Origin of the sequence: Nocardia sp. NPDC050412 (assembly GCF_044458825.1) — a bacterium.
GTDB lineage: Bacteria > Actinomycetota > Actinomycetes > Mycobacteriales > Mycobacteriaceae > Nocardia.
In genome coordinates this window covers 167,723-193,398 of sequence record NZ_JBITIJ010000006.1, presented here as the reverse complement: position 1 = coordinate 193,398, position 25,676 = coordinate 167,723, and the positions used below count along the sequence as shown (strand labels likewise).

Sequence of the window (25,676 nt, the reverse complement as noted above, 5' to 3'; positions counted from 1 at the left end):
GAACCGACGCGCTTCTCCGCATGCCCGGACACTGGCGGCAAGCTCGGTTATCACCAACGGCGATGAGTTCCAACACCTTCCGAATCTCCACGACTCCGTCCGTGATATTCACGCTTGAGAAAACATACGATCGACCGTATGTTCTTCTGTATGGAGCAACACACTTTCACCGAGGCGACCGACCCGTTCTGCCTCGACCGGGCGGGTGCCGTGGCATTGCTGACCGAGGCCCCGTGGGGCAGGTATGCCGTTATCGGCGACAGCCTTTCGGCGGGAACCGGCGACCCCACCCCCGGCTACCAGCATCAGGGCTGGTCAGACCGGGTTGCCGAGGTCTTACTCGCTGTCCGGTCGGATCTGGATTACCTCAATGTCTCCGAGATCGGGGCAACAACCGCCCAGACGCTCGAGAACCAGGCGGCCCGGATGCTCGAGTTCTCCCCGGACCTGCTCCACCTGCCATGCGGGGCCAACGACATCGTGCGGCGCAGGCCGGACTTCGGCGAGATAGAGCGAACGCTTCGGCAGATGTACGACCTGGCGAAGGGGACCGGCGCCTTGCTGACCACTTTTACGCTCGGCAGGGCGTATGTCGTCCCGGTCTTCCCTGACTGGCCGGATCGGATCGCCGCGGTCAACGAGATCGTGCGCGGGCTGGCTTCCGAATACGACGCCGTCGTGGTGGACATGTGGGATCACCCGATCAACGACCGCGACAACCTGCTCAGTGCGGATCGCATCCACTTCTCGACTTCCGGGCAGGCCGTTATGGCGGCCGAGGTGGTCAAGAAGCTGGCTAATTCCCTAGGACGATAAACCCCGACGAATAAGAGGTCTCTTATCGTGGCAAGTAGTCAGCAATCAGCTATCCAGCCGGTAGTGGCCGCGGAAGCTGACGCCATTCCGTGGATGACGATATCGGTTGTCTTGACCGCCCTTTTCATCGCTGTTCTCGACTCGTTCATCGTCGTGGTCGCCGACCCCTCGATCGTGGCGGACCTGCATGCCTCCGCCGGCGATGTCCAGTGGGTCATGGCGGGTTATCAGCTGAGTTACGCGGTCTTCATCATTGCCGCTACGCGCGTCGCCGACCGGTACGGCCGCAAGCGGATTTTCCTTCTCGGGGTGGCCCTTTTCACGCTGTCATCAGTCGTTTGCGCACTGTCACCGAACGCAGGCAGCCTCATCGCCGCTCGTGTCGTCCAGGGCCTAGGAGCCGCGTTGATGGTTCCCCAGGTGTTCGCGTACGTCACGGTGCTGGTGCCGGCGGCGCGGCGGCACAGCGTATACGGCGTGCTCGGCATCGTCATAGGTATGGCCACCATCGGCGGACAGATCATCGGCGGACTGCTGATCGGCGCCGATCTGTTCGACTCGGGCTGGCGCCTGGTGTTCTGGGTGAACGTGCCGATCGGAATTGTCATGTTCGCGCTCGCCCTCCGATATGTACCGGAGACAGGCTCAGCCGCCACTCGCAAGCTGGACATGCCCGGCGTCCTGGTGCTCAGCGCCGCACTATTCCTCTTGGTGCTCCCGCTGATCCAGGGGCAGGAGGCCGGGTGGCCAGGGTGGGTCTGGGCTTGCTTCGCGGGCAGCGCGATCGCATTCGGCTTGTTCGTCGCGATCGAGCGGGGCCTGGAACGGCGGGGCGGAGATCCGTTGGTACCGCTGACCCTGTTCAGACAGCACTCCTTCTCGGTCGGGATCATTCTCGTCCTGACCCTGTACGCGCTGATCTACTCGTATTACCTGGCCTTGTCGGTAACGCTGCAGCAAGGCCTGGGTATGTCGGCACTCGGCGCGGGCCTGGTCTACACGCCGGCGGCCATCGCATTTTTCGTGTTCAGCATGGTAGCGAGCCGGATCATCCCGAAGTATGGACGACGGGTCCTGGAGGTTGGGGCGATCATGTTGGCGAGCGGTTACCTGGCGACCGGCCTCTTGCTGGTGTCCGGCCCGCGGATCACTGCACTGCTGGTGATCCCCACCCTCGTTCTGCAGAGCGCCGGTGGCGGACTGGTCATCACGCCGGCGCTCAACACAGTGCTGAGCCGCGTCGAGCCGGAGTCGGCAGGTGTCGCGTCCGGGGCGTTGTCCACGGCTCAGCAGTGTGGCGGCGCGCTAGGTGTAGCCGTTATCGGAGCGGTCTACTTCAGCTCATTTCATCCCGCGGCAGTCGGCAGCGTTGCCGCCGCCGGCCATGCTTTTGCCGTCGCCTCCTTCGGGACGTTCGTCATCGCTGTCATAGCGGGCATTGTCGTCTTTCTTCTGCCGAAGCGCCCAGCGGACCAGACCGAATAAGTCCCCGCGAATCGGTCTAGACAGCCAGTGGTGGTGCTGCCGGAGCGGGCTGGTCAGGTGGTTCGTAGCTCCGCCATGCCTCGGCCAAGCGGCGTGCGGCCTCGCGTAGGTTGCCGGGATCGGCGACGAAGCTGATTCGGATGTAGTCGATGCTGCCGCCGGAGGCGTCGAGACCGGCGCCGGGCAGGATCGCGACACCGTGCCGCAGGGCGCGCTGGGCGAACGAGGTGCCGTCCCCGTGGGGCAGCCGGATCCACAGTGTCTGACCGCCGGACACCGTGGGGACCTCCCATTCCGGTAGGCGCTCGGCCAGCTCGGTCACCAGAAGATCGTGACTTTCCTTGCGCTGCCGCACAATTCGCTCGCGCAGCGGATCCAGGTTGCGAAGTAGCCAGGCAGCGGCCAACTGAGCTGGAATGTTGCCGCCGAGATCGTGCACGGCGCGCAGCCGGGCCAACCGGGCGATCACCGGGATCGGGGCACGCACCCAGCCGATACGCAGTCCACCCCAGACGATCTTGCTGAGCGAACCGATGGATATCACGGACTCGTCGTGGGCAGCCAACGGCGGTGGTGGCGGATCGGTCCCCGGGAATCCGAGTTCGGTCAGCACCTCGTCGTCGATCAACGGCACCCCGGCCGTTCTCGCCGACTCGACCAGTGTCCGCCGAGCCAGCGCGGGAAGCACTGCCCCCGTGGGGTTCTGGTAGGTCGCCACAACATAGGCGAGCGCCGCCGGGGTCACCGCGCCCAGGCCCACCGGACCTGTCCGCGGCATCGCCGCGACCTCCCGAAACGCCTCCAGCGCACCGGGATAGGTCGGCGCCTCCACTAGTACCCGGTCGCCGGGCCGCAGCAGCGCGCGGGCGAGCAAGGACAGCGCCTGCTGTCCCCCACCGGTGACGAGAATCTGCTCCGGATCGGTCGGCACACCACGTGCCGAGTATCGATCGGCAATCGTCGTGCGCAGCAGCGGATGTCCGGTCGGCCGATACCCGATGTCGCCTTCGGCGGCAGCGAGTTCGGGCAGGATGTGCTGATACGCCTGAGCCACCTCGGGCGGCGGTGTCGCAGGGGCGGCACAGGCGAGCGCGATGACATCGGCGTCCGGTTCGAGCAGCTGCAGAAAAGCCGGAGAATGGGTGGTCTCGCGGGCTGGGAGCGCTCCCGGTCCCGCGACCCGGGTGCCGCTACCCTGTCGGCGCACCACCCGCCCCTCCACACTGAGCAGGTCGTAGGCCGCAACGACCGTACTGCGCCCCACCGCAAGTGCTTTCGCGAGCCTGCGGTCGGGCGGCAACCGCAGGCCCGACCGCAGCTCACCGTCATCGATCAACGTCCGCAATCGCCCGGCCAACAGCAGATACAGCGGTCCTCGGTCGGCGGACCAGCGACCGAGCCGGTCGGCAAGTTCGATTGGCTCCATACGCAAACCATTCTGCCCCGATTGGCTCTAGGGGCACGACCCTGCCGTCGCGAGGATGAAGTCATGAGCAAGATCTCGATCACCGATGTCGTCGATGACCTGACCGGACCATGGCAGCCGCGGGACCTGGCTACGGCAAACGACGCCGTAGTACGCATCGCCCGCTTCCACGGCGCATTCCCCTGGCACCACCACGACGAGGACGAACTGTTCCTGTGCTGGAGCGGCACCTTCCGCATCGAACTACAAGACCACGAGCCGGTGACGCTCGTTCCCGGCGAAATCTTCGTCGTTCCGCGCGGAGTCGAGCATCGGCCGGTGGCCGAGGAACCGGCTCACGGGATCATGATCGAACGACCCGAAACCAAACAGTACGGCAACTGAAGACGACGGAGCGGCCGATACAAGCCAGTCGGCCGCGGCTCCGGCCCGGGCCACTCACTCAACACACGATATGTAGCGGATGCCGGCGCGGGTCGAAGGCCGTGGCCTGGTGAGCTCTCTGCCATGTCGTCAGTGACCTGCGCTTTGCTGTGCGGCGGCGGCTTCTCGAGCGGCGGCGGCGATGGCGCGGAAGTCTTTGCGCACGATGCTGGTGTGGTTGCTGGTGACCTTCGCGCTCACCTGAACGTTGGGGTTGCGGGCGAGCACCGGATCCAGGGTGGCACGCATCGCCGCGTGTCCTTCCTCGGTGGCGCCTTGGGCGGCGCCGGAGCCCACGACGAACCGCATCGGGAAGGTGACGAGGTCGAAGACGGGGTCGCTGGCGGCGACGATCTCGTTCAGCTCGATGTTGACCTCGGCGGCCTGTGCGGGGTTCATCCGAGCGGCCAAACCCAGCAGGCTGGCCATCGCCATCGGTACCCGCATCTGCCGGAACAGCCGCCGGATCTCCTCCCGTCCGGCCTCGCGGTCACCGTTATCGACGGTGGCCAGGTAGTCCCACGGATAGCCGCCGTCGACCATGACCACTCCGGCGACACGGTCGGGATTGCGTGTGGCCCAATGCAATGCGAGCGCTGCCCCGTAGGACCAGCCCACCAGCAGCGGTCGCTGCACACCGCGTGCGGCGAGGACGGCGTCGATATCGCGCAGGCAGCCCTCGAACGAATAGTCCGCCGACTTCTTCGACTTGCCGCGAGCGCGCTCGTCGTAGGTGATGTGGCGCCAGTCGGTGCCGAGTTCGGAGATGACGGGCCGCCAGCTGCGTTGGGTAGCGTAGGAGCCGTTGAGGTAGAGCACCGGACGACCGGGGCCGCCGGTGTCGGTCACCGCCAGTGCGGTGTCGTCGACGACAACCATGTCGGTCCAGGTCGAGTCGTTCCGGCTGCTGTTCGAGTTCTTCGCTGTGTTGTTCATGCCAATACTGTCACCGGCCCGGCTGACACCGACCTGATACCGATCTGACGTGCCAACTGACATGGTGTTCGGCCTGGTCACAGCGGGCAAGTAGGGGCGAACAGGTCACCGGTCCGCAGCTCCGTATGTGACCACGCAGATCTCGGGCGCCCGCCACCAGATCTCTTGCCCAAGATCTCCGAATGCGGACAAGAGCACCGAACCCGGTTCCATCCGATGACCCGGTCAGCCCGACGGCATATCGATTGATCGACAGGGAATAGGAATTGGTCGGCGAGAAGTCCGGGCGGGCAGTGCTCGACCTGGCCGGTGCGTCGATCACGTTGGATCTTGCGGCACTGGTAAGTAGCAGGGCGTAGATCGCTGGGTCAATGATGGATCGGGCCGTCGGTTCGTGCCAATGGCCGGGCTGACGCACCACCACGCTCGGCGAGAATCTGGGCGGCTATCGAGATGGCGGTTTCGTCGGGCGTATGGGCATTGAGGTCAAGGCCTAGTGGGCTTTTCAGGCGTGCCAGCTGATCGTCAGTGATACCCGCTGCACGCAGGCGTGCTATGCGTTCGGCATGTGTGCGCCGCGAACCCAGTGCCCCGACGAAACCGATTTCAGCGATGCCCAACGCCGCCACGAGCATCGGCACATCGAATTTGGTGTCGTGGGTGAGAACACAGACCACGGTGCGCGCATCGATGCGTCCGGCGGCGTGCTCGGCGGTCAGATAGCGGTGCGGCCAGTCGACGACTACCTCATGGGCGGAGGGGAATCGGGCTGGGGTGGTGAAGGTTTCGCGGGCGTCGACGACGGTGACGCGGTAGCCGAGTTGGTGGCCCGTGCGGGCGAGGGCTCGAACGAAGTCATTGGCGCCCGCCAGGATCATGCGGGCCGGGGCGGCGAAGGTCTGGACGAAGACGCGCGGGCGCGGGGCCTGCACTGTTTCGCATTCGTCCGAGCCGACCAGACCACTGTGTCCGGCCGCGAGCAGCGCCTGCGCATCGCGGTCGACGCCGCGCCAGGGCTCGGAATCGCCGGGACGCAAGAGTTTCCAGTCCGGGGCGGCATCCAGGGTGGTGGCCAGCGAAACCGGCTGACCCGCCGCGATCGCCGCACGCAATGCCGAAAGCATCGGCAGCCGAGACTCATCGACGCGCTCGACGAAGACCTCGATCTCGCCCCCGCAGGTCAGCCCAACCGCGAAACCGTCGGCCTCGGCATATCCGAACCGATCCGATACCGCACGCCCGCTGGCCAACACTTCCCGTGCCGACTCGACCACCGTGGCCTCGACACAGCCGCCCGATAACGAGCCGAGCACCTCACCATCTGCGGTAACCACCATCGCCGCGCCCAATTCGCGCGGCCCCGGCCCCGTCGCATCCACGATGCGGGCCAACGCCACCGGCTCTCGATCGGCCAACTGCACCAACTGTTCGAGCATCGTGCGCACGGCCACCGATCCTTTCCCGGGCGAAGCCTTTCGTCGTCGCTGCCCTCGAGCCTAGCTACCGACCAGTTCCTATGCGCTGCGCCCGAGTTCCCGCGGTGCGGCGTGCTCGACACCGTCCGGATGACTTCGCTCGGCCGCCTCGGCAAGCCGCGCTCGCAGATCCGCAAACCAGAGAAACCCCTCCCACCTGCATAGTTATCAGCTAGCTACCTTGATATCGCGGTTATCGAGCCGAGATGAAAGGTGTAGGTGATGTGTGACATATCGCGGGGTCATAGCGGGCTGCTGTGATCTACCTACCTGGGTTCACGGGCACAAGCGAGTATCGAGCGACTCCGCTGAACCCCACGGTGCCGCGCGACGGTCGCGAGCGCTACTTGATCGTCAAAGGTTTCCAACGGTCGACGCTTCAGCGTCGGAGGCCGGAGGTTGATCTCGGCTCAGCATCGTGCCGGTAAACCGGGGTGAGTAGATCCGCATCGACCGGTTCACCGGTGGAACGGTCGTAGCGGACGGCGACCAGTACCGAAAACAGATGTGTGGCAGCGCGTTCGTGTAGCGTCGCCAATCTGGTTGCGAGCAAACGGATTGCGCCGAGCGAGCCGGGCGGATGTAGACCGTCGATGATCAGCGCGGTGCCGCGCCCATCGGGACGCGGGAGCCGCGCGACATAGGCGATATCGTGCGGTTCCGGACCGCCGGGCCGGTATACCCGCCGGGCCGCCCGATCCTCGATGCCGCGCCGGGCATCCCCGGCCCGTGCCACCGCTCGCCGCAGTCGCGGATCGGCCGCGATGAGCTGACGAATGCTCGGCGAGAGTTCGGGCCCGCCGAGCACGATCAGCCCGTCCCGATTCAGGTCGACGGGTCGGCCCGGCAGGAAGTGTTCGACCGTTGCGGTGAAGCCGAGTTCGCGTAGTAGCTCCACCAGTCGTTGTGCCGCACTCGGATCCGGTGCGCCGAGCACTCGGCCGCCGCGCACCTCCGGTGCGATTACCGTGAGCGATCCGTGCCCGAAAAACAAACCTTCCGGTGCGGGACCCTGGGTACTCACCTGATGGATCCGCGCGCGGGAAAGTCCCGCCGCCGCACCGATTCTGGCAAAGGTCCAGCCTTCGGCGTGAAGTTCCCTGATCACCGCCCTGCGGATGCGGGTTAGCTCGTTGATGGTCTGCTGGGCCGCCGCCACCCCATCGGTGGCCGCCTTGAGTCGCTCGACTTTATCTTCGATCGCGAAAACGCGCGCCACGTCATCGGCCGACATGTGCGAAGTCTAGACATCTCGACACGATCAAGCGTCTAGTCTGCTTGACACCACAGACTTATTGCAGCCCTTGGCAACCACGACGGAGCGAGTCTTACGAGCGACGTTCGCGGCCCGTCTCGCGTCCGCACCGAAGGTGCGGCCATCGAACACAGCCGAGCCGTCGAAGCGCATGCGACGAAGTCGCGAGTCTCGACGGCTCGAACGCGAGACACCAGGGGGCCGCGAACACGCCGCGCCGAAGGCGCGGCAAATCGAACACAGTTACGTCGCGTCGGTGTCGATCGGCGGACGTTCGTTGTGCTCCAACGGCTTTTCGAGCTTGGGCATCGGGTAGTCCGGCATGCCGCTGCTGGTGCCGAGCAGGTCCTGCTTATCCGGAATCGCCTTCTCGAATTCGCGGAAAACCGAATCGTCGCCATTCAGAAGATGTTTGGTGACCATCTGACGCGGCGACATCTGGCGCAGCTCGTTCAGATCGGCCAGCGGCTTACGCAAGTCCTCGAATTCGGGTCCGAGCTCCTGCTGCAGCTGCTGGGTCGCGCCGCTGGCGTAGTCGCGAGCCTTGCGCAGGCTCTGCGTGGTCCAGCGAATCGCCCCGGGCAGTCGCTCCGGGCCGAGGATCACGAGGGCGGCGACGAGGAGGATGACCATCTCGCCCCAGCTGATGTTGCTGAACACGGGTCCAGGCTACCTGGGCCGACGTTGCCGAGCCGCTCCGGATTCCATCCGCGGCTCAGTCCGACTCCAGTGTGACCGGCACGTCCACCTGCCTGCCATCGCGGATCAACTGCACGTTAACCGTGTCGCCGATCTTGCGCTGCTGCACCGCGACCACCAGCTCGTCCGGGCCGGTCACCTCGCGATCGCCGATCTTCACGATGACGTCGTTCTCGACGATTCCGGCCTTGGCCGCGGGTCCGCCGGGTTCCACATCGGCGACGGCCGCACCGCTCATCACATCGTTTGCGACCTGCTTGCTGCGGGCGCTGAGACCGATCTTCGGGTGGTGCACCTGGCCGTCGTGGATCAGGGTCTGCGCGATACTGGTCACCATATCCACCGGAATCGCGAAGCCGAGGCCGACCGAACCGCCGGTCTCACTGCGGATCGCGGTATTGATGCCGATGACCCTGCCCTCCATGTCGACCAGTGCGCCACCGGAGTTACCCGGGTTGATCGAGGCGTCGGTCTGCACCGCGTCGATGACGGCCTTGGTATCGCTGCCCTCACCGGAAAGCGCGACCGGACGGTGCAGCGCACTGACGATGCCCGAGGTGACGGTCTTGCTCAGGCCGAGCGGCGAACCGATCGCCAGCACGTCGTCACCCACCTGGACGTCCTTGGACTTGCCCAGATTGGCGACAGTGAGATTCTTCACATCGACCTTGAGTACCGCAAGGTCGGTCTTCGGATCGCGTCCGACGATATTGGCGGGCACCCGGCTGCCGTCGGAGAAAGTCACCTGAATGGCGGCCCGGTTCGACTTGTCCTGTGCCGCCATCGAAATCACGTGATTGTTGGTGGCGATGTAGCCCCCACCGTCGATGACGACACCGGAACCGGTCGCGCCGTTGTCGCCGACGGTGACCCGGATCGATACCACCGAGGGCAGCACCGCATTGGCCACCTTGGCGATCAGACCGTGCGGGCGCTCGATCTCGCCCGACTGCTCCAGGGTGACCTTGCGCGATGTCAGCGGGGAGGTCGCCTCCGCGGTCAACCGGCCGACCAGTCCGCCGAGCACACCGATGGCCAGCGCGACGGCCGCGAGCAGGGCCAGCCCCTTGGGCGCCACCCGGGAGCCGAAGAGCACCTCCCTGGCCGAAAGCTTGCGCGCCTGCGGCAGCGGCGCGGGGCGCGGGGTCGCGACGGCGGGCGCGCCGAGGCGCGCGGCGGCATCGGGGTCGCGCCACGGATCGGCCGGACCGGCCACGGGGGCGCCGGTGTCGGTGGCGTCGGGATCACGCTGGAGGAGTTCGGTGGAGCCGTCGGGGCGTCCGAAGGCCTCGGCGAGCACCGCGTCGGGCGGGCTGTTGTGCAGTTCCGGCCCGACCTGCGGGACGACCGAACCGGCCGACCTGGGCTGCTCGCCGAATGAACCGGCCTGACCGGTGGGGCGGCGGAAAGCGCTCGCCGTGTGATTGTCCACGTGGGGGCGGTAGACCGGGCGCGGTCCGAGTGTCGGCGCGTCCGACGGCCTGAGGGAGGTGGCAGCCGGCGGTGCGGATGAATTCAGCTTCCCCCTGGTCGCCGAATCGGAGGTGTCGCCTGCGGTGGGCCGCGATTCCGACGGCCCGGAATTCGTCGATTCGGTGGTCACTCGGCAAACTCTACTTGCGCCACCAGGTTGTCCACCGGGTCGCGGTGAACGAATCGGTCAGAAATCCGAAAACCGCCTCGTTGCGGGGGCTTCCGGCGGGCGGCCGGGCGGCCGCGCTCGTCGCGCCGCCGGGTAGTTCGGCGAGCGGAATGCGGGTGAGGCTGTCGTGCAGATCGGTCGGAATCGACACCTGACCGGCCCGGCGCAGTGCGATCCGCGCCTGCTGCTGTGCATCGACCTCCGCCGCGCATTCGGGGCAGACGGAAAGATGTTGGGCGGCACGCAGATAGGCATTCATCCGCAGTTCGCCGTCCACATAGGCCGCGATCGCCTCGCTGGCCAGATGCTCGGTGGGACGGAAACGGGGACGACCTGACGTGCTGGCGTCGCCACTCATTCAGTGCTCACCCTTCCAACCGACTCATCCACTTCTGCGCTCGACCGAACGGATATCCGGCCGCCGGGTGCGGTACGGCTCGCGCCGGATCACCCCAGGTTCGCGTCAGCGGCGAACCGCTGCTCACTTCCATTATGCGCAAGGTAGTCGCGCAGCGCCTGACGGCCGCGGTGGATGCGGCTGCGCACGGTGCCGAGCTTGACACCGAGGGTCGCGCCGATCTCTTCGTAGGACAGACCCTCGATATCGCAGAGCACGACCGCCGCGCGGAACTCCGGAGCCAGCGAATCCAGGGCGGATTGCAGGTCGGGATCCAGGCGGGCGTCGTGATAGGCCTGCTCCGGGCTCGGGCCCTCGGCGGGCACCCGGTCGTAATCTTCGGGCAGCGCCTCCATCCGGATCCGGTTGCGCCTGCGCACCATGTCCAGGAACAGGTTCGTGGTGATGCGGTGCAGCCAGCCCTCGAAGGTGCCCGGCTGGTAATTCGACAGCGAACGGAAAACCCGGATGAAGGTTTCCTGGGTCAGATCATCGGCGTCCTGAGCGTCGCCGGAAAGTCGGTAGGCCAGCCGGTACACCCGGTCGGCATGTTCGCGGACCAACTCGTCCCAGGTCGGCATCGCGGAACGGTCGCCCGTCGCGTCGAAGGCCGCGGTGCCGGTCAGTTCGATTTCGGTGAGGTCCTCGTCGTGCATTTCGGCCTCCGTCGGGAGAACTTGCGCCGCTTCCGTCGGGAGAGCTTGCGCTGGCAGGGTGGCGAACTCGCGCGCCGCCCTGGCGTGAGCGACGTGCCCGGAGGCGGTAGCTTGCGTAACCACGGAGGGCACCTGGAGCGCCGAAAATGACCCTCTGTCCATATGGATGGTGATACCTCCTACTCGGGACCGTGGCTGCGGATCTAGTGGCGATCCGGGTCTCGGATCGTCACGTACGGTTACAACAGACGATCGGTATGTCGTTGTTCCCGCGCCCCCGTGCCGGACGGTCGGCTGGTCTTGCTTGCCCATACTCTTTCTTGCCTCGATATGCCGAGGGTGTGGAGATCCTGAGGGACACCTGAGAATCCCGCCCCCGCCCCCGCCGAACAATTAATCGCTCAGCCACGGGATAACGCTTCACCGATGAGCCAAACTTGCGACTTCGTGCCCTAGATTCATAGGCGTGGCATCGAATCTGGAGCGAAATCTCTCCTACGTGGAGGAATCCGTCGTGGAAGACGAGGTCCTCGTCAGCGCGCGTGAGCGGGCCACTGAACTCGGTGCGTTACCCGTACCACCCTCGGTAGGCGCCCTGCTGAGCATGTATGCCCAGCTGCTGAGCGCACGCGCGGTGGTAGAGGTGGGGACGGGCGCGGGGATCAGCGGCCTGTGGCTACTGGATGGCATGCGCGAGGACGGGACCCTGACCACCATCGATTCCGAACCCGAGCATCAGCGTGCGGCCAAGGAGGCGTTCCGCACCGCCGAGATCCCACCCGCGCGTACCCGATTGATCAACGGCCGAGCCCTCGATGTGCTGCCCCGGCTCGCCGACGGTGCCTATGACCTGGTGTTCATCGACGCCGCCCCGCTCGAGCATCCGCAATACGTCACCCAGGCCGTGCGGCTGCTGCGCGCCGGCGGCGCGATCGTGCTGCACAATGCGCTACTCGGTGGCCGGGTCCCGGACCAGACCCAGCGCGATCCCGCGACCCAGGCCGTACGCGCCGCGACCAGGGCGATCGCCGAGGATCCCGAACTCACCAGCGTGCTGATCCCGGTCGGGGACGGTCTGCTCTGCGCATCGCGCGGCTAGTAACCGTCCGGCTATTCATAAACGTTGGGAGCGTTTGGATTTCGTTGACCGTGTGCTGATTTCGCCGCCGCCGGACGGGTATTCGAGCTGATGCCAGGTTCGACGACGGCAAGGTATGCCCATGGTGTGGGAACGCGGAACCCAGATCCTAGAAATCGGCCATATCGGCCACACGATCAATGGGGGACGAGCCAGCGGCGGTTGTTTACTGCCCGCACTCGGCCTTCTGATTTTCATCATGGTGCTGGCCGTGGTGGTGCTGGTGTGGGTCAGTAATGCTGATTTCGGCACCGAGCGGACAAAAGTTCCGCTGACTCCCGGTCCGTGCGAACCGTTCTGCACCGTCGCGCCACCGCAGCCCGGTCCGCGATAACCGTCGGAAATATTTCGCGCGAAACCGCCGCCGACTGGGTATCCAGGAGTAGAGGATGTCCCAGGGTGGCCATCGGGGAGAGGTCCAGCGAGAGGTTCAGCGTGTTTCGCGATGATGATGATCGAGATCCGATCGACTGGGGCCGCTCGGCGATCATTCTTGTGCTGGTGCTCGGTATCGCCGTTGTGCTGATGTTATTGGTCGTCACCGCCGATTTCGGCGATAAGTCGCCGGCCACGACGGTGCCGAAAACACCCGGTGCCTGCGCGCCGTTCTGTCCGTCGCAGTCGCAGTAGCGATTTCGGCTAGACCCAGACGCCCTTGCCGACCGTCACCACGCCGCCGTTGCTGACCGCGAAGCGATCCCGATCCCGGTCCAGATCCACGCCGATGATCTCGCCCTCGCCGACCACCACGTTCTTGTCCAGAATCGCGCGCCGCACCACCGCGCCGCGCCCGATCCGGACGCCGGGCATGATCACACTGCCCTCGACGGTCGCGCCGTCGTCCACCATGACATTGGAGCTGAGCACCGAATTGCGCACGGTCGCGGCCGAAAGGATGCAACCGGCGCCGACCACGCACTCCTGCGCGAGCCCGCCCTGCGCGAACTTGGCCGGCGGCAGATTCTCCGCCGCACCGCGAATGGGCCAGTGCTTGTTGTAGAGGTTGAAGACCGGATGCACCGAGACCAGATCCATATGGGCCGCGTAGAAGGCATCGATGGTGCCGACATCGCGCCAGTAGCCGCGGTCGCGCTCGGTGGCGCCGGGCACCTCGTTATCGGCGAAGTCGTAGACCGAGGCCTCGCCCGCGGCGACCAGCGCCGGGATGATGTCACCGCCCATATCGTGATCGGAATCGGAGTTGTCGGAGTCCGCGCGGATCGAATCGACCAGCACCTTGGTGGTGAAGACGTAGTTGCCCATCGAGGCGAAGGTGACGTTCGGATCGTCAGGTGTGCCCGGCGGATGCGCGGGCTTCTCCAGGAATTGAGTGATCCGCCCGGACTCGTCGGAATCGATGCAGCCGAACGCACTCGCCTCGCTGCGCGGCACCCTGATGCCCGCGACGGTGACGCCCGCACCGGAGTCGATGTGGTGCTGGACCATCTGCTCCGGATCCATCCGGTACACGTGATCCGCGCCGAAGACCACGATGTAGTCCGGATCCTCGTCGTAGATCAGGTTGAGCGACTGCATGATCGCGTCGGCGCTGCCGGTGTACCAGCGCGGACCGAGCCGCTGCTGGGCGGGCACCGGCGTGATGTATTCACCGGCGAAACCCGATAGCCGCCAGGTCTGCGAGATGTGCCGGTCCAGTGAATGCGATTTGTACTGGGTGAGCACACACAGGCGCAGATAGCCCGCGTTGACGAGGTTGCTGAGTACGAAGTCGATCAATCGATACGCACCGCCGAAGGGGACAGCTGGCTTGGCCCGATCCGCGGTGAGGGGGAACAGGCGCTTACCCTCGCCACCGGCGAGCACGATCCCGAGTACGTGCGGCTGGCTCCTCACACCTGCCAAACTACCGCGTGAGGCGGGTACAGGTGGCCCATGCCAAAGTGAACGTCTAGTTTGAAGCCGTGAGTTTCGGCACGGGCGGTGGGGGTGCGGGGGCGGGAGCCGGCGATCACGACCGGCTTCGCGTTGCTATGTTGACGCGCGAATATCCCCCTGAGGTGTACGGCGGGGCAGGTGTCCATGTGACCCAGTTGGCGGCGCGGTTGCGGCAGTTGTGCGAGGTGACCGTGCATTGCATGGGTATGCAACGCACCGATGCCGTGGTGCACCAACCGGATCCGATGCTCTACGCCGCCAATGCCGCGATGCAGATGATGTCGGCCCAGCTGCGGATGGCCGATGCCGCGGGTGATGTGCACGTGGTGCATTCGCATACCTGGTACACCGGGCTCGCCGGACATCTCGCCGCGACCCTCTACGGCATCCCGCACGTGTTGACCGCGCATTCGCTGGAGCCACGGCGGCCGTGGAAGGCCGAACAGCTCGGCGGCGGCTACCGGCTGTCGTCGTGGTCGGAGCGCAATGCCGTGGAATACGCCGACGCGATCATCGCGGTCAGCGAAGGTATGCGCCACGATGTGCTCGACGCCTATCCGACGATCGATCCGGACCGGGTTCACGTGGTGCACAACGGCATCGACGCGACCGTCTGGCATCCGGGACTGCCCGCCGAGGGATCGCGCATGATCCTGGACGAATTGGGCGTGCGGACCGACCGGCCGATCGTGGCCTTCGTCGGTCGCATCACCCGGCAGAAGGGTGTCGGGCATCTGCTCGCCGCCGCCCGGGAATTCGATCCGGAAATCCAGTTGGTGCTGTGCGCGGGCGCGCCGGACACCCGCGAACTGGAAACCGAGGTGGCCGCCGCCGTCGCCGAACTCATCGAGGCGCGCGGCAATGTGTTCTGGGTGCGCGAGATGCTGCCGACCGAGCAGATCCGCCAGATTCTCGCCGCGGCCACGATGTTCGTCTGCCCTTCGGTTTACGAACCCCTCGGAATCGTGAATCTCGAGGCCATGGCATGTGCGACCGCGGTGGTCGCCTCGGATGTCGGCGGCATTCCCGAGGTAGTCGTGGACGGACAGACGGGCCGTCTGGTGCACTACGACGCGAATGCGCCGGAGCAATACGAACACGATCTGGCCGAAGCCGTCAACGAGGTCGCCGGTGATTCGGTGCTCGCCGCCGAATATGGCACGGCCGGACGCCACCGTGCCATCGCTGAATTCGACTGGTTGCAGATCGCCGCCCAGACCGTCGCGATCTACGATCAGGTTCGCAAATTCTGAGGTTGGTAGGTCGAGACCTGGACCGAGGCGGTTACCTCGAGCGTGTCCGGCAGGCCATCCAGGTGGTTGGTCGCATGATGGGCGGACGGGCCCATCGCCACCACGTTACGAATATCGGTGCGGGTGAGCTTCATCGGATATTCGACGACGGTGCGGTCTACCGCGTCGAAGTGACCGGACATGGCGTCGGTGAGGCGGCGGTCCTTGTCCGGATCGACGGTAACCAGGCCGAGTGGGCCGACAAGTTCGGCCAGGTGGCGTGGGGTTGGGGTAGCGACGACGAAGCGACCATCGGCAGTGAGGACCCTGGCGACCTCGCTCGGATTACGTGGTGCGAATACCGAGACCACTCGATGCAGCGCACCGTCTCGAACCGGCAGTCCGCGCCAGGCGTCGGCTAATACCGAGGCGGCACGCGGATGGGCGCGGGCGCAGCGTCGGGCCGCGGGTTTGGCCACATCCAAGGCGATCCCGACGGCCGGGACGGCATCGAGCACGGCGGCCAGGTAGTAGCCGGTTCCGGCACCGACCTCGAGCACCGCCGCGCCGCCGAGCACCCGATGGTCGGCCGCGACAGCCGTTGCCACCGCATCGGCGATCGGCGCGAAATGTCCCCCGACCTGGAACGCGGCACGCGCGTCCAGCATCGCCGAGGTATCGCCGGTCATTTTCGTCGACGCACCGGTCAATAGACTGACATAACCCTGTTTGGCGATGTCGAAACTGTGCCCGTGTCCGCAGCGCAGCGCCCGATCTTGCGACTCCATTTCGGAACCGCATTCCGGACAGGCCAGCAGACCGGCCACATCAGCGAGTGTGGGATTAGCTGGTGACACTCTTCAGTTCGTCACCGAGCGCTGCCGCTTCATCCGGCGTGAGCTCAACGACCAAACGCCCGCCACCCTCGAGTGGAACCCGCATCACGATTCCACGCCCTTCCTTGGTTGCCTCGAGGGGACCGTCCCCGGTGCGGGGCTTCATGGCCGCCATCCTCTGCTCCCTCCAGATCTGCGCGATATGCTGCGCACTTTCTTGGAACTCCAGTTGTCACCAACTAGTGAGCTCGCCGGCATTTGGCGAGCTACACCCGTCCCATTCTTCCCTATCGCCGGAGGGGACGGATACCTGAGTTCGAAATGTGACCGCTCGGCCTGTGTTGGGCCGCCCTCCTCAGACCCAGCAATCCATCAGGTGGTCGTCGACCATTCCGGTCGCCTGCATCAACGCGTAGGCGGTCGTCGGCCCGACGAAGCGGAACCCGCGCCGCTTCAATTCTTTTGCCAGAGCTATGGATTCGGGGGTGGTCGCGGGCACCTCGGCAATCACGCGCGGGCGTGGCCGAGTAGCCGGCGCGAATGACCAGATCAACTCGTCCAGTCCGATATCGAGGTCCGCGGCCACCCTGGCATTGGCGATCGACGCTTCGATTTTGGCCCGGTTGCGGACGATGCCGGGATCGGCCAACAGCCGCGCCACATCGTCATCGCCGAAGGCCGCCACCCGCTCGATCGCGAACCCGGCAAATGCGCTTCGGAAGGCCGGACGCTTACGCAGAATGGTGATCCACGCCAGCCCCGATTGGAATGCCTCGAGACACATCCGCTCGAACATGGCGTCATCCCCATGCAGCGGTTTGCCCCATTCGTTGTCGTGATAATCCCGGTAAAGCTGAGACCCCTCCGACCACGGACAACGGATCTTCCCATCGGATTCTGTCGCATCCGGCACAGACACGGTGATTTCGGCGGTCATTACTGGCCCACCCCGAATCGCAAGTGTTGCTGCGCGGACGGGCCGTACTGCGTTCCCGGGACTTCGTGCGTGCCCGGGGCCTGCTGTGCGGTCGGAAACTGCTGTGCGACTGGGACTTGCTGCGTGGTCGGGGCCTGCTGTGCGACTGGGACCTGCTGCGTGGCTGGGACCTGCTGCGTGGCTGGGACTTGCTGCGTGGCTGGGACTTGCTGCGCGCTCGGCCCGCGTTGTGCGGTCGGGTGTTGCTGCACGGTAGGGCTGTGTTGTGCGGTTGGGCTGTGTTGTGCGGTTGGGCCCTGTTGTGCGGCCGGGACTTGCTGCACGGTCGGGCCGTGTTGTGCGGTCGGGTGCTGCTGTGCGGTCGCGACTTGTTGCGTGGCCGGGCCATGCTGTGCGCTCGGGGCCTGTTGTGTGGTTGGGACTTGCTGTGCGCTTGGGGCTTGCCGCGCGGCCGGGGGCTGCTGTGCGGTTGGGGGCTGCTGTGTGGTTGGGCCGTGCTGCGCGCCCGGGACGTGCTGCATGGTCGGCGGCTGGGCGATCGCGCCGTCCTGCGGGGTAATCGTGGTCTGGACAGTCGGCACCTGGAGCGGGGCGAGTGACGGCTGTGCGATCGGTCCTTGGGTTGTGCCGGCCTGGGGCGTGTCTGTCAGTGGCTGTGGCGGGGCGACCGCTGGTTGTGCGATCGGAGTCTGGGTTGTGCCGTTCGGCGGGACGGTCGGCGCTTGGAGTTGGCCGGTCGGGACTGGCGGATCAATCGTGCCGTTCGGCGGGAGGGGAGTGGCCTGCCGGGCGGTGGGCGGCTGTGGCTGTGGCTGTGGTTGTGTGGAGGATGGTTGTGCGATCGGTGCCTGGGTCGCTGTGCCGTTCGGCGGGGTGAACGGTGGCTGTGCGGTCGCTGCTTGTGTCGGTGTGCCCTTCGGGGGGACGGTCGGTGGCTGCGGTCGGGCAGCCGGGGGCTGGACAGCCGGTGCCTGCGGAGTAATCGAGCCGTTCGGCGGGTCTGTCGGCGCTTGGAGTTGGCCGGTCGGGACTGGCGGATCAATCGTGCCGTTCGGCGGAAAGGGAGTGGCCTGCCAAGCGGTGGGCGGCTGTGGCTGTGTGGACGATGGTTGTGCGATCGGTGCCTGGGTCGCTGTGCCGTTCGGCGGGGTGAACGGTGGCTGTGCGGTCGCTGCTTGTGTCGGTGTGCCCTTCGGGGGGAAGGTCGGTGGCTGCCGCGGGGCCGAAGGTGGCTGGACGGTCGGTGCTTGCGGGGTAACCGAGCCGTTCGGCGGGACAGTCGGAACCTGAGGCTGGACAGTCGGTATCTGGGACTGGCCAGTCGGGGCCTGGGGCTGGGTGGTCGTGCCGTTAGGTTGCGCGGTCGGTGCTTGGGGCTGGCCAGTTGGGATCTGGGGTTGGCCAGTTGGGGCCTGGGGCTGGGTGGTCGTGCCGTTTGGTTGCGCGGTCGGGGCCTGGGGCTGCTGGTGGGGCATGCTCGACTGGGGCTGCTTCGGAAGCTGGACGCCCGGGGCATGGGTGCCGCGCGCTGCGGCCAGTTGGAGCTGCAGCTCGTCGATTCTGGCGGCGAGCCGGGTAAGTGCCCAATCGACTTCACCGGCCTTATAGCCACGCACCACCTGTTGGAAGCGCAGGGCGCGCACATCCGCGCCGCTGATGCCCTCGGCGGGCAGCACGGTCGCCGTTGTTCCCTCGGGCAGTGGTCCGAGTTCCTCAGCTCGCCCGAAGACCGCACTGGCGAGTAGGAACAGCACCGCGGCGATCAAGCCGACGATCAGCACGTACAACAGCAGCGTGAGCATGTCCCCGAGCTTATTGGCCCACGCCGACACCTGACATCCGCCCGCCCGCGAAAAATGGACCTCGAATTGCGAGCGATCATGTCGTCGCCCGCCCGACCTGTGCGATCGCCCCGTCCATCCGAGTCGGGACTGCGCTGTTGCGGGGGTCGGGACTGCGCTGTTGCGGGGGGCGGGACTGCGCTGTTGCGGGGGTCGGGACTGCGCTGTTGCGGGAGTCGGCAATGCGCTGTTGCGGCCGACAAGGACCCGCGATTATGAAAAGCGTCGCAGGGCGGCCACACCGTGCGAAGGCGAGCTTCACCCAGCCGCCAGGGTGGCCCGCGATGCCTGTGTGGGCCTGCCGGGTGACGAGTGCCCTCCATGGTGACTGTGCGGCCCGTCGTGGCGGCGCGGCGCGCGATGGCAGGCCGTTGTTCGCGATGCCGGTGTGGGCCTGGGTTCGCCAGTGCGGTCCGCGGTGACCGTGCGGCCCGTCGTGGCTTGCCCGGCGTGCGATGGCAGATGTGGCATGGGGCGACATGTGCGGCCCGCGATGGCAGGCTGCAAGTATGTTCCGATCGGTCTCGCCCTGATCGGCACCGGCGTCGGGTGCACCGGCGTCGTGGGTCAATTGCTGGGCGGCGTACTCGTCGACAGCTTCGGCTGGCGGGCACTGTTCTGGTTCATGGCGGCGTTCGTTCTCGTGCTGACGCCGCTGCTGCTGACCGTGGTTCCGGAATCCCCGGTCCGAGTGCCGGACCGGGTGGCCCGCGGCTGCGGGTGGCGCGTCGTATCAATACCGAGCGGCATACCCGCGAGTCCGCGGCGTCGCACTGCGGGTTTGTCGTCGGTATCGGTAGCGCCCGAGCGGCGGGTGTGGTGTGTGGTTATTGGTGGCGGGTCGTGTCGATCCCGAGCGGCATACCCGCGAGTCCGCGGCGTCGCACTGCGGGTTTGTCGTCGGTATCGGTAGCGCCCGAGCGGCGGGTGTGGTGTGTGGTTATTGGTGGCGGGTCGTGTCGATTCCGAGTGACATGCCCGCGAGTCCGCGACGTCGCACCGCGAGTTTGTCGGCGACGTCGAGCAGCGCCTTGGCAGCCGGATTCTCCGGGTCGCACAATACGATCGGGGTGCCCTCGTCGCCTGCCTCGCGCAGCCGCTGCTCGATCGGAATCTGGCCCAGCAGTGGCACATTCGCTCCGACGGCACGGGTGAGGCGCTCGGCGACGGATTGGCCGCCGCCGGAACCGTAGAGGTCCATTCGGGTGCCGTCGGGCAGATCGAGCCAGGACATATTCTCGATGACGCCCGCGATCCGCTGCCGGGTCTGCAGCGCGATCGCACCGGCGCGCTCGGCGACCTCGGCGGCCGCGGGCTGCGGGGTGGTGACGACCAGGATCTCCGCATTCGGAATCAGCTGTGCGATGGAGATCGCGACATCGCCGGTGCCGGGCGGCAGATCCAGCAGCAGCACATCGAGATCGCCCCAGAACACATCGGCGAGGAACTGCTGCAGCGCCCGGTGCAGCATCGGACCGCGCCACACCACCGGCGTATTGCCCTGGGTGAACTGCGCGATGGAAATCAGCTTCACATTGTGCGACTGCGGCGGCATGATCATCCGCTCGACCTGTGTCGGGCGCGCGTCGGTACCGAGCATCCGTGGAATCGAGTGGCCGTAGATATCCGCGTCGAGCACTCCGACGGACAGTCCGCGCGCGGCCATCGCGGCCGCGAGATTGACCGTGACACTGGACTTTCCGACGCCGCCCTTACCAGAGGCCACCGCGTACACGCGGGTGAGCGAACCGGGCTGGGCGAACGGGATAACCGGGTCGGCGGAGTCCCCGCGCAACTGCTTGCGCAGGCTGGTGCGCTGCTCATCGCTCATCACATCGAGGTCCACTGTGACCGCGCCGACGCCCGCGACGTCGGCCACCGCCTTGGTGACCCGCTGGGTGATCTCGGTGCGCAGCGGGCAGCCCGCCGTCGTCAGGTAGACCTCGATATGGACATTGCTATCGGCACCGATCGCGATGCTCTTCACCATGCCCAGTTCGGTTATCGGTTTGCGGATCTCCGGGTCGTCGACCTTCGCGAGGGCTCCCCGCACATCCGCTTCCGTTACCACTGGCATGGCACGATTTTACGTTGTCTCAGATTCGCGGCAGGTCCCCGGGCTTAGGTGCGATGCCGGAGGCATACGATCCGGCCCACGCCATCACATTGGCGACATAGGCCATGGAGTTGTTGTAGCGCAGGATCGCCCGGGTCTGCTGGGTGAGATCGCGCATATTCAGCCCGCCGTCGCACAGGTACCGGCCCGCGGTCAGTGCCGCGTCGAACAGATTCTGCGGATCGGCGATGCCGTCGCCGTTACCGTCGGCGCCGTAGCGCTTCCAGGTCTCCGGCAGGAACTGCATCGGGCCGATCGCGCGGTCGTATCCGCTGAGTCCGTCCAGCGCGCCGCCGTCGGTGTCGCGAATGACGTGGTTGCCCGCGAGGCTCCCGTCGAGCACGGGACCGTAGACCGGTGTCAGCGGATTGCCGTCCGCATCGGCCTTACCGCCGAAGGCGTGCGTCGATTCGACCCGGCCGATACCGGCGAGCATGTACCACGGAATTCCGCAGACCGGATTCTCGGCGGCGAGTATGTTTTCGGCGTTCTGATAAGCCGCGACGGCGACGCCGGGAATGCCGAGCGGCCCGGCTGGCAGTGCGGCCGGTTGCCTACCATCGGGCAGCGCAACGGTTTTCACGATCGGCGGCGCGCTCGGTGCCTGCTTTGCCATTGCGTTCGCGACGAATTCGGTCGCCGCCGGTTCCGCGGCGACCGATAATCTCGCCGCCTGGTTTTCTTGATCGTCCCCCGGAATGTGTTGCAGGACAGACGATTCGCTCGGATCGCCGGTGCCCGCGGACGCGGCGACAGCCACCAGTCCAGCGGGAACCAATCCGGTCAATGCGATAACGGAGCTGCGCTTGATCGTCGCAGGCGACTGCTTTCGGTGACGCCCCACTGTGCGGTGACCCTCCAATTGACTCGATAACGAGCCCTTCGTGATGGACGAAGTAGAGGGTACCGCATTCGAGACCTTTTTGTTACTGCTTCGTTATCGGGCCTCGGTGTGGCGTCGTCGCTTCGGTATCAGCCCTGGTCTCAGCCCTGCGGGGCCGGTACAGGCCCGGGCAGCGGGATCACGATGCCGAATGGCAGCGTGATGCCCGGGGCGGCCGGCGGCGGGGTGGCGGCTTCGGTCGGCGGCGGCTCCGGTGCATCGGCCACGCCGGGCTCCGGTGTCTTCTCCGGGGTGTTCTGCGGTGTTTCGCCCGGCGATTGCGCCGGATTCTGCGCATTCGGTGCGGGCGCCGGTTGGACGGCATCCGGTTGAGCGGGAGTGCAATTGGCGGGTTGCTGCTGCGGCTGCTGCTGATCCGGGTGCTGCTGGTTCTGCTGCTGAGGATCCTTCGGCTCGCCGTTTTCCGCAGCACCGTAGGTCTGCGCGGGTGCGATGGGCGACTGTGCCGGATCATCGGGTGCGGGCAGCTGCGCCGGGGCCACCTGCTGCGGATCGCATGGCGGCTTGGGTACCGGTCGCGGGCAGAAGATGCCACACGGGATCGGCGGCAGACCGGGGATGGTGATCATCACCTCGGTCGGTGTCGGGATGATCACCGTGTTCGGCGGCAGTTCGGGCTTGGTGGTTGTGGTAGTCGGTGCCGCCGAGGATGCGGCCAACATATCCGGGCCCGCCGTGATCGGCGCGGTACCCGGCGGGATGAGGTCGGGCGAGATGCTCACCTGGCTCGGGGTGCCGCCGGTGCGGTAAGCCGCCGACCAGCTCAGCACATTGGCGGCGTAGGCGAGGGAGTTGTTGTAGCGCAGCACCGCGCGCAGTTCCTGCTGCGGATCGCGCAGGTTCAACCCGCCCGAGCACAGGTACTTGCCCGCGGCGAGCGAGGCGTCGAAGACATTGTGTGGATCGGTGATGCCGTCACCGTTGCCGTCGGCGGCGTACCGGCTCCAGGTGCCGGGCAGGAACTGCATCGGCCCGATCGCGCGCACCGCACTGCCGTCGGCCGCCTTGATCACCTCGTTGCCCGGTAGCGAGCCGTCCAGCGCGGGTCCGAAAATCGGCGTCACGGTGGTGCCCGCCGCATCGGTGCGTCCGCCGCCCGCGTGCAACGATTCGATCCGCCCGATCCCGGCCAGCAGGCTCCACGACAGACCGCAGCCGGGCATCGAGGATTCCAGCGCGAGCTCGGCGTTGCGATATGCCGCGAGCACGATTTCCGGGATGCCGAGCGCGCCACCGGTGGCGGGCAGGGCGATGTCATGCAGCGGCACCGAACCCGCGAACAGCGGCGTGCCATCGGCAAGCGGAGTCATTGCTCGAAGTTTGCGGGGGGCCTCGGGTGTTACCGGAAGGAGACCAACTGTCCGGGACAATGCGGCCTCGCTGGTGTTGCCGGATGTTCCGTCGGCGACATCCGGGCCGGTCGACGCCGCGAGCAATGCCTCGGGGGCGGTATCGGGAGTGGTGGATTGGGTGGCATTGGTACCCGAGCCGGTGGCCACAAGACCAGCCACGACCAGCGCCGAGACGGTTATCGGAGCAGAGATTCGCATTCGGCCACACCAATCCTCTACGTCGTGAGAGCGCCTGTCCGGGACATCCCCCGCCCGTCCGCTCGGGACAACGTCGTCCAGGTTACCCGTGGGTCACAAGCTTGTTGAGCATTTCCTGTCAATCGTCAGCAACTGGCGGTGAAACCTGAACTGTGCCCGGCTTTCTGCCGGAGCTTTTCTTGCGATTGGCCTTCGGCGGTCTATCGGAGCTCGACTCGGAATCCGGTGACTGCGCGGCCTCGATCCGGTCCAGCACCTCTCGCATTTCCTCCAACTCCCGGCGCAAATAGTCACGCGTAGCAACCTCGCCGACCGCGATCCGCAGCGCCGCGAGTTCGCGGGCGAGGAATTCGGTATCGGCCTTGGTCTGGGCGGCCCGAGTTCGGTCCTCCTCCAACGACACTCGGTCCCGGTTGTCTTGTCTGTTCTGGGCTAACAGGATCAGCGGCGCGGCATATGCGGCCTGGGTGGAAAACGCGAGGTTGAGCAGGATGAACGGATACGGATCCCAGCGCAGCGCGATTACGAAGACGTTCAGCAGGATCCAGACGATCACCACAATCGTCTGGATCGCCAAATAGCGTCCGGTGCCGAGGAATCGGGCGACCCGCTCGCTGGAACGGGCCAGAGCCTCGGCGTCGTAGTCGAAGCGGAACCGGTATTCCAGCGGCGTTTCCAGCCGCTGGCGCGCCGGATTCTTCTCACTCGGCATCGACTACCCCCTCGTGGCCGACGACCGCGTCGTGGCCCGTATCTTCCTGCTCACGCCAATCCTCCGGTAGTAGATGGTCGAGTACGTCGTCCACACTGACCGCGCCGAGCAGGTGGTTCTCCTCGTCCACCACCGCACCGCAAACCAGGTTGTAAGTCGCGAAATAGCGGGTCACCGCACCGAGCGGGGCATCGGGGCGCAGCGGCGACAGATCGGTATCGAGAATGCCGCCGACCAGGTGTGCCGGGGGTTCGCGCAGCAGTCGCTGCAAATGCACCGAGCCGAGGAAGCGGCCGGTCGGCGTCGCGGTCGGCGGCCGCACCACGAACACCATGGTGGCCAGCGCGGGTGTCAGATCCGGATTGCGCACCCGGGCGAGCGCTTCGGCGACGGTGGTGGCCGGGGTCAAGACCACCGGTTTCGGCGTCATCAGACCACCGGCGGTATCGGGGGAGTGCTCGAGCAGCCTGCGGACCGGTTCGGACTCCTCCGGATCCATCAGTGCCAGCAGCGATTCCCGCTCGCCGGTCGGCAGTTCGCCGAGCAGGTCTGCGGCGTCGTCGGGATCCATCGCCTCGAGCACGTCGGCGGCCCGGCGCACCTCGAGGTGGCCGAGCAGATCGACCTGGTCGTCGTCGGGAAGTTCCTGCACGACATCCGCGAGTCGCTCGTCGTCGAGCGCGATCGCCACCTCAATGCGCCGCTTCTCCGGGAGTTCGCGCAGCATATGCGCGACATCGGCGGGGCGCAGGCCCTCGAACTGCTCGAGCAGTTGGGTGACGTCCTGACCCGGCCTGCCGATCTCGTACGGCGTCAGCCCGCTGACCTGCATCCAGTCCACCACGTGCACGGTCCGTCGGCGGCCGAGCCTGCGATGTCCGCGGACCGCGACCCTGGTCACCCGCCAGTCCCTGGTCCGGCTTTGTTCGATACCCAGATCGACAACGAGCACATCTACATCCGCCAGATCCGGCAGATCCGGATCAGCGACGCGCACCGAAGAATCCACGATCTGCGCCAGGGCGAGCATCTCACCGGGACGCTGGGTGAAGCGCCGCAGGCTCACCGTGCCGGTATTGAGCGCGACAACACCGGGTTCGATCGTGGTCACCCGCAGCATGGGCACGAAAATCCGGCGCCGGGACGGCAATTCGACGACCAGACCGTGCACCCTTGGTTGCTGGCGGTCGTAGCGGATGGCCACGACGACGTCCCGGATGCGGCCGATAGACTCGCCGTCCGGGCCGAGTACCACCAGTCCGGCCAGCCTGGCGACGTACACCCTGGTTGCTGCCATGGCTGTC

The 25,676-nt window shown here is 66.3% G+C and carries 26 protein-coding genes and 1 pseudogene; 9 read left to right on the top strand and 18 right to left on the bottom strand.

All coding sequences use genetic code 11. The features are described from left to right. Positions 1-150 precede the first annotated feature (150 nt). Together ACIBI6_RS18595 and ACIBI6_RS18590 are read left to right on the top strand one after the other, a co-directional pair. The gene (locus tag ACIBI6_RS18595; RefSeq protein WP_396957198.1) at positions 151-816 is read left to right on the top strand and encodes an SGNH/GDSL hydrolase family protein; all 666 of its coding nucleotides are present in this window, start codon (positions 151-153) and stop codon (positions 814-816) included. A gap of 93 nt (positions 817-909) precedes the next feature. Continuing rightward, entirely contained in the window at positions 910-2,301 is a 1,392-nt protein-coding gene (locus ACIBI6_RS18590; protein ID WP_396957197.1) for an MFS transporter, read from the top strand. A gap of 16 nt (positions 2,302-2,317) precedes the next feature. On the opposite strand, the gene ACIBI6_RS18585 is transcribed toward ACIBI6_RS18590, so the two are convergent. Then, entirely contained in the window at positions 2,318-3,727 is a 1,410-nt protein-coding gene (locus tag ACIBI6_RS18585; RefSeq protein ID WP_364344380.1) for a PLP-dependent aminotransferase family protein, read from the bottom strand. Positions 3,728-3,790: 63 nt separating this feature from the next. On the opposite strand from ACIBI6_RS18585, the gene ACIBI6_RS18580 reads away from it, so the two are divergent. Then, the gene (locus ACIBI6_RS18580) at positions 3,791-4,111 is read left to right on the top strand and encodes a cupin domain-containing protein (protein ID WP_364344377.1); all 321 of its coding nucleotides are present in this window, start codon (positions 3,791-3,793) and stop codon (positions 4,109-4,111) included. Positions 4,112-4,240: 129 nt separating this feature from the next. Here ACIBI6_RS18580 and ACIBI6_RS18575 read toward each other — a convergent pair whose 3' ends face one another. From ACIBI6_RS18575 to sigE, 7 genes are all read right to left on the bottom strand, one after another. Continuing rightward, positions 4,241-5,086 carry an alpha/beta hydrolase gene (locus tag ACIBI6_RS18575; RefSeq protein WP_364344374.1) on the bottom strand — a complete coding sequence of 282 codons (846 nt, stop codon included), beginning with the start codon at positions 5,084-5,086 and terminating at the stop codon, positions 4,241-4,243. Positions 5,087-5,454: 368 nt separating this feature from the next. Then, positions 5,455-6,531, bottom strand: a complete 1,077-nt coding sequence (locus tag ACIBI6_RS18570; RefSeq protein ID WP_396957196.1) for an XdhC family protein — start codon at positions 6,529-6,531, stop codon at positions 5,455-5,457. Between the two features lie 409 nt (positions 6,532-6,940). Beyond that, positions 6,941-7,795 carry a hypothetical protein gene (locus ACIBI6_RS18565; protein ID WP_364344371.1) on the bottom strand — a complete coding sequence of 285 codons (855 nt, stop codon included), beginning with the start codon at positions 7,793-7,795 and terminating at the stop codon, positions 6,941-6,943. Between the two features lie 264 nt (positions 7,796-8,059). Beyond that, entirely contained in the window at positions 8,060-8,476 is a 417-nt protein-coding gene (gene tatB / locus ACIBI6_RS18560; protein ID WP_364344368.1) for a Sec-independent protein translocase protein TatB, read from the bottom strand. Positions 8,477-8,531: 55 nt separating this feature from the next. Continuing rightward, positions 8,532-10,118 carry a trypsin-like peptidase domain-containing protein gene (locus ACIBI6_RS18555; RefSeq protein ID WP_396957195.1) on the bottom strand — a complete coding sequence of 529 codons (1,587 nt, stop codon included), beginning with the start codon at positions 10,116-10,118 and terminating at the stop codon, positions 8,532-8,534. A gap of 10 nt (positions 10,119-10,128) precedes the next feature. Beyond that, entirely contained in the window at positions 10,129-10,515 is a 387-nt protein-coding gene (locus ACIBI6_RS18550; RefSeq protein WP_040695126.1) for a hypothetical protein, read from the bottom strand. An 89-nt stretch (positions 10,516-10,604) separates the two neighbouring features. Beyond that, positions 10,605-11,210 (bottom strand): RNA polymerase sigma factor SigE, encoded by a 606-nt coding sequence (gene sigE / locus ACIBI6_RS18545; RefSeq protein ID WP_364344615.1) that lies wholly within the window; start codon positions 11,208-11,210, stop codon positions 10,605-10,607. Between the two features lie 466 nt (positions 11,211-11,676). Here sigE and ACIBI6_RS18540 point away from each other — a divergent pair, with 466 nt between their 5' ends. The 3 genes from ACIBI6_RS18540 (at position 11,677) to ACIBI6_RS18530 (ending at position 12,978) form a co-directional block, all read left to right on the top strand. Then, complete coding sequence (locus ACIBI6_RS18540) at positions 11,677-12,309, top strand: O-methyltransferase (protein ID WP_396957194.1); 633 nt, start codon at positions 11,677-11,679, stop codon at positions 12,307-12,309. Between the two features lie 121 nt (positions 12,310-12,430). Beyond that, complete coding sequence (locus tag ACIBI6_RS18535; RefSeq protein ID WP_364344364.1) at positions 12,431-12,682, top strand: hypothetical protein; 252 nt, start codon at positions 12,431-12,433, stop codon at positions 12,680-12,682. A 101-nt stretch (positions 12,683-12,783) separates the two neighbouring features. Further along, on the top strand, positions 12,784-12,978 hold the full coding sequence (locus tag ACIBI6_RS18530) for a hypothetical protein (RefSeq protein ID WP_364344361.1): 195 nt from the start codon (positions 12,784-12,786) through the stop codon (positions 12,976-12,978). A gap of 9 nt (positions 12,979-12,987) precedes the next feature. On the opposite strand, the gene glgC is transcribed toward ACIBI6_RS18530, so the two are convergent. Beyond that, positions 12,988-14,202, bottom strand: a complete 1,215-nt coding sequence (gene glgC, locus ACIBI6_RS18525) for a glucose-1-phosphate adenylyltransferase (protein ID WP_364344358.1) — start codon at positions 14,200-14,202, stop codon at positions 12,988-12,990. A 137-nt stretch (positions 14,203-14,339) separates the two neighbouring features. Here glgC and glgA point away from each other — a divergent pair, with 137 nt between their 5' ends. Beyond that, positions 14,340-15,497, top strand: a complete 1,158-nt coding sequence (gene glgA / locus ACIBI6_RS18520) for a glycogen synthase (protein WP_396957350.1) — start codon at positions 14,340-14,342, stop codon at positions 15,495-15,497. Here glgA and ACIBI6_RS18515 read toward each other — a convergent pair. The 3 genes from ACIBI6_RS18515 to ACIBI6_RS18505 form a co-directional block, all read right to left on the bottom strand. Further along, positions 15,479-16,303, bottom strand: a complete 825-nt coding sequence (locus tag ACIBI6_RS18515) for a putative RNA methyltransferase (protein ID WP_364344355.1) — start codon at positions 16,301-16,303, stop codon at positions 15,479-15,481. The genes glgA and ACIBI6_RS18515 overlap by 19 nt on opposite strands. A gap of 16 nt (positions 16,304-16,319) precedes the next feature. Beyond that, positions 16,320-16,487, bottom strand: coding sequence for a DUF3117 domain-containing protein (locus ACIBI6_RS18510; RefSeq protein WP_011211259.1), 168 nt, complete (start codon positions 16,485-16,487; stop codon positions 16,320-16,322). Between the two features lie 180 nt (positions 16,488-16,667). Then, positions 16,668-17,249 carry a DNA-3-methyladenine glycosylase I gene (locus ACIBI6_RS18505; RefSeq protein ID WP_396957193.1) on the bottom strand — a complete coding sequence of 194 codons (582 nt, stop codon included), beginning with the start codon at positions 17,247-17,249 and terminating at the stop codon, positions 16,668-16,670. 23 nt (positions 17,250-17,272) lie between these two features. Here ACIBI6_RS18505 and ACIBI6_RS18500 point away from each other — a divergent pair, with 23 nt between their 5' ends. Further along, on the top strand, positions 17,273-17,848 hold the full coding sequence (locus tag ACIBI6_RS18500; RefSeq protein ID WP_396957367.1) for a hypothetical protein: 576 nt from the start codon (positions 17,273-17,275) through the stop codon (positions 17,846-17,848). A 924-nt stretch (positions 17,849-18,772) separates the two neighbouring features. On the opposite strand, the pseudogene ACIBI6_RS18495 reads toward ACIBI6_RS18500, so the two are convergent. After that, positions 18,773-19,051 (bottom strand): annotated as a pseudogene (locus ACIBI6_RS18495) (DivIVA domain-containing protein); the annotation flags it as partial. 532 nt (positions 19,052-19,583) lie between these two features. On the opposite strand from ACIBI6_RS18495, the gene ACIBI6_RS18490 reads away from it, so the two are divergent. Beyond that, complete coding sequence (locus ACIBI6_RS18490) at positions 19,584-20,003, top strand: MFS transporter (protein WP_396957192.1); 420 nt, start codon at positions 19,584-19,586, stop codon at positions 20,001-20,003. A gap of 27 nt (positions 20,004-20,030) precedes the next feature. Here the strand turns inward: ACIBI6_RS18490 and ACIBI6_RS18485 are convergent, their stop codons facing one another. The 5 genes from ACIBI6_RS18485 to ACIBI6_RS18465 all read right to left on the bottom strand — a co-directional run bounded on the left by ACIBI6_RS18485 (position 20,031) and on the right by ACIBI6_RS18465 (position 25,669). Then, positions 20,031-21,167, bottom strand: coding sequence for an Mrp/NBP35 family ATP-binding protein (locus tag ACIBI6_RS18485; RefSeq protein WP_364344343.1), 1,137 nt, complete (start codon positions 21,165-21,167; stop codon positions 20,031-20,033). A gap of 19 nt (positions 21,168-21,186) precedes the next feature. Continuing rightward, complete coding sequence (locus ACIBI6_RS18480) at positions 21,187-22,050, bottom strand: lytic murein transglycosylase (protein ID WP_364344340.1); 864 nt, start codon at positions 22,048-22,050, stop codon at positions 21,187-21,189. 140 nt (positions 22,051-22,190) lie between these two features. After that, the gene (locus ACIBI6_RS18475) at positions 22,191-23,660 is read right to left on the bottom strand and encodes a lytic murein transglycosylase (protein ID WP_364344337.1); all 1,470 of its coding nucleotides are present in this window, start codon (positions 23,658-23,660) and stop codon (positions 22,191-22,193) included. 118 nt (positions 23,661-23,778) lie between these two features. Beyond that, positions 23,779-24,372, bottom strand: coding sequence for a DUF1003 domain-containing protein (locus ACIBI6_RS18470; protein WP_364344334.1), 594 nt, complete (start codon positions 24,370-24,372; stop codon positions 23,779-23,781). After that, a complete protein-coding gene (locus ACIBI6_RS18465) occupies positions 24,362-25,669 on the bottom strand; it encodes a magnesium transporter MgtE N-terminal domain-containing protein (RefSeq protein ID WP_364344331.1) in 1,308 nt (435 codons plus the stop codon). The genes ACIBI6_RS18470 and ACIBI6_RS18465 overlap by 11 nt, the downstream gene beginning before the upstream one ends. Positions 25,670-25,676 lie beyond the last annotated feature (7 nt).

Coding starts and splice junctions, on each gene's coding strand:
- sigE (WP_364344615.1), bottom strand. CDS start 11,210: ATGCACGACGAGGACCTCACCGAAATCGAACTGACCGGCACCGCGGCC.
- ACIBI6_RS18565 (WP_364344371.1), bottom strand. CDS start 7,795: ATGTCGGCCGATGACGTGGCGCGCGTTTTCGCGATCGAAGATAAAGTC.
- glgA (WP_396957350.1), top strand. CDS start 14,340: ATGTTGACGCGCGAATATCCCCCTGAGGTGTACGGCGGGGCAGGTGTC.
- ACIBI6_RS18535 (WP_364344364.1), top strand. CDS start 12,431: ATGGTGTGGGAACGCGGAACCCAGATCCTAGAAATCGGCCATATCGGC.
- ACIBI6_RS18595 (WP_396957198.1), top strand. CDS start 151: ATGGAGCAACACACTTTCACCGAGGCGACCGACCCGTTCTGCCTCGAC.
- ACIBI6_RS18575 (WP_364344374.1), bottom strand. CDS start 5,086: ATGAACAACACAGCGAAGAACTCGAACAGCAGCCGGAACGACTCGACC.
- ACIBI6_RS18585 (WP_364344380.1), bottom strand. CDS start 3,727: ATGGAGCCAATCGAACTTGCCGACCGGCTCGGTCGCTGGTCCGCCGAC.
- ACIBI6_RS18590 (WP_396957197.1), top strand. CDS start 910: ATGACGATATCGGTTGTCTTGACCGCCCTTTTCATCGCTGTTCTCGAC.
- ACIBI6_RS18485 (WP_364344343.1), bottom strand. CDS start 21,167: ATGCCAGTGGTAACGGAAGCGGATGTGCGGGGAGCCCTCGCGAAGGTC.
- ACIBI6_RS18470 (WP_364344334.1), bottom strand. CDS start 24,372: ATGCCGAGTGAGAAGAATCCGGCGCGCCAGCGGCTGGAAACGCCGCTG.
- ACIBI6_RS18505 (WP_396957193.1), bottom strand. CDS start 17,249: ATGACCGCCGAAATCACCGTGTCTGTGCCGGATGCGACAGAATCCGAT.
- ACIBI6_RS18465 (WP_364344331.1), bottom strand. CDS start 25,669: ATGGCAGCAACCAGGGTGTACGTCGCCAGGCTGGCCGGACTGGTGGTA.
- ACIBI6_RS18580 (WP_364344377.1), top strand. CDS start 3,791: ATGAGCAAGATCTCGATCACCGATGTCGTCGATGACCTGACCGGACCA.
- ACIBI6_RS18550 (WP_040695126.1), bottom strand. CDS start 10,515: ATGAGTGGCGACGCCAGCACGTCAGGTCGTCCCCGTTTCCGTCCCACC.
- ACIBI6_RS18490 (WP_396957192.1), top strand. CDS start 19,584: ATGGCAGGCTGCAAGTATGTTCCGATCGGTCTCGCCCTGATCGGCACC.
- ACIBI6_RS18475 (WP_364344337.1), bottom strand. CDS start 23,660: ATGCGAATCTCTGCTCCGATAACCGTCTCGGCGCTGGTCGTGGCTGGT.
- ACIBI6_RS18510 (WP_011211259.1), bottom strand. CDS start 16,487: ATGGCGGCCATGAAGCCCCGCACCGGGGACGGTCCCCTCGAGGCAACC.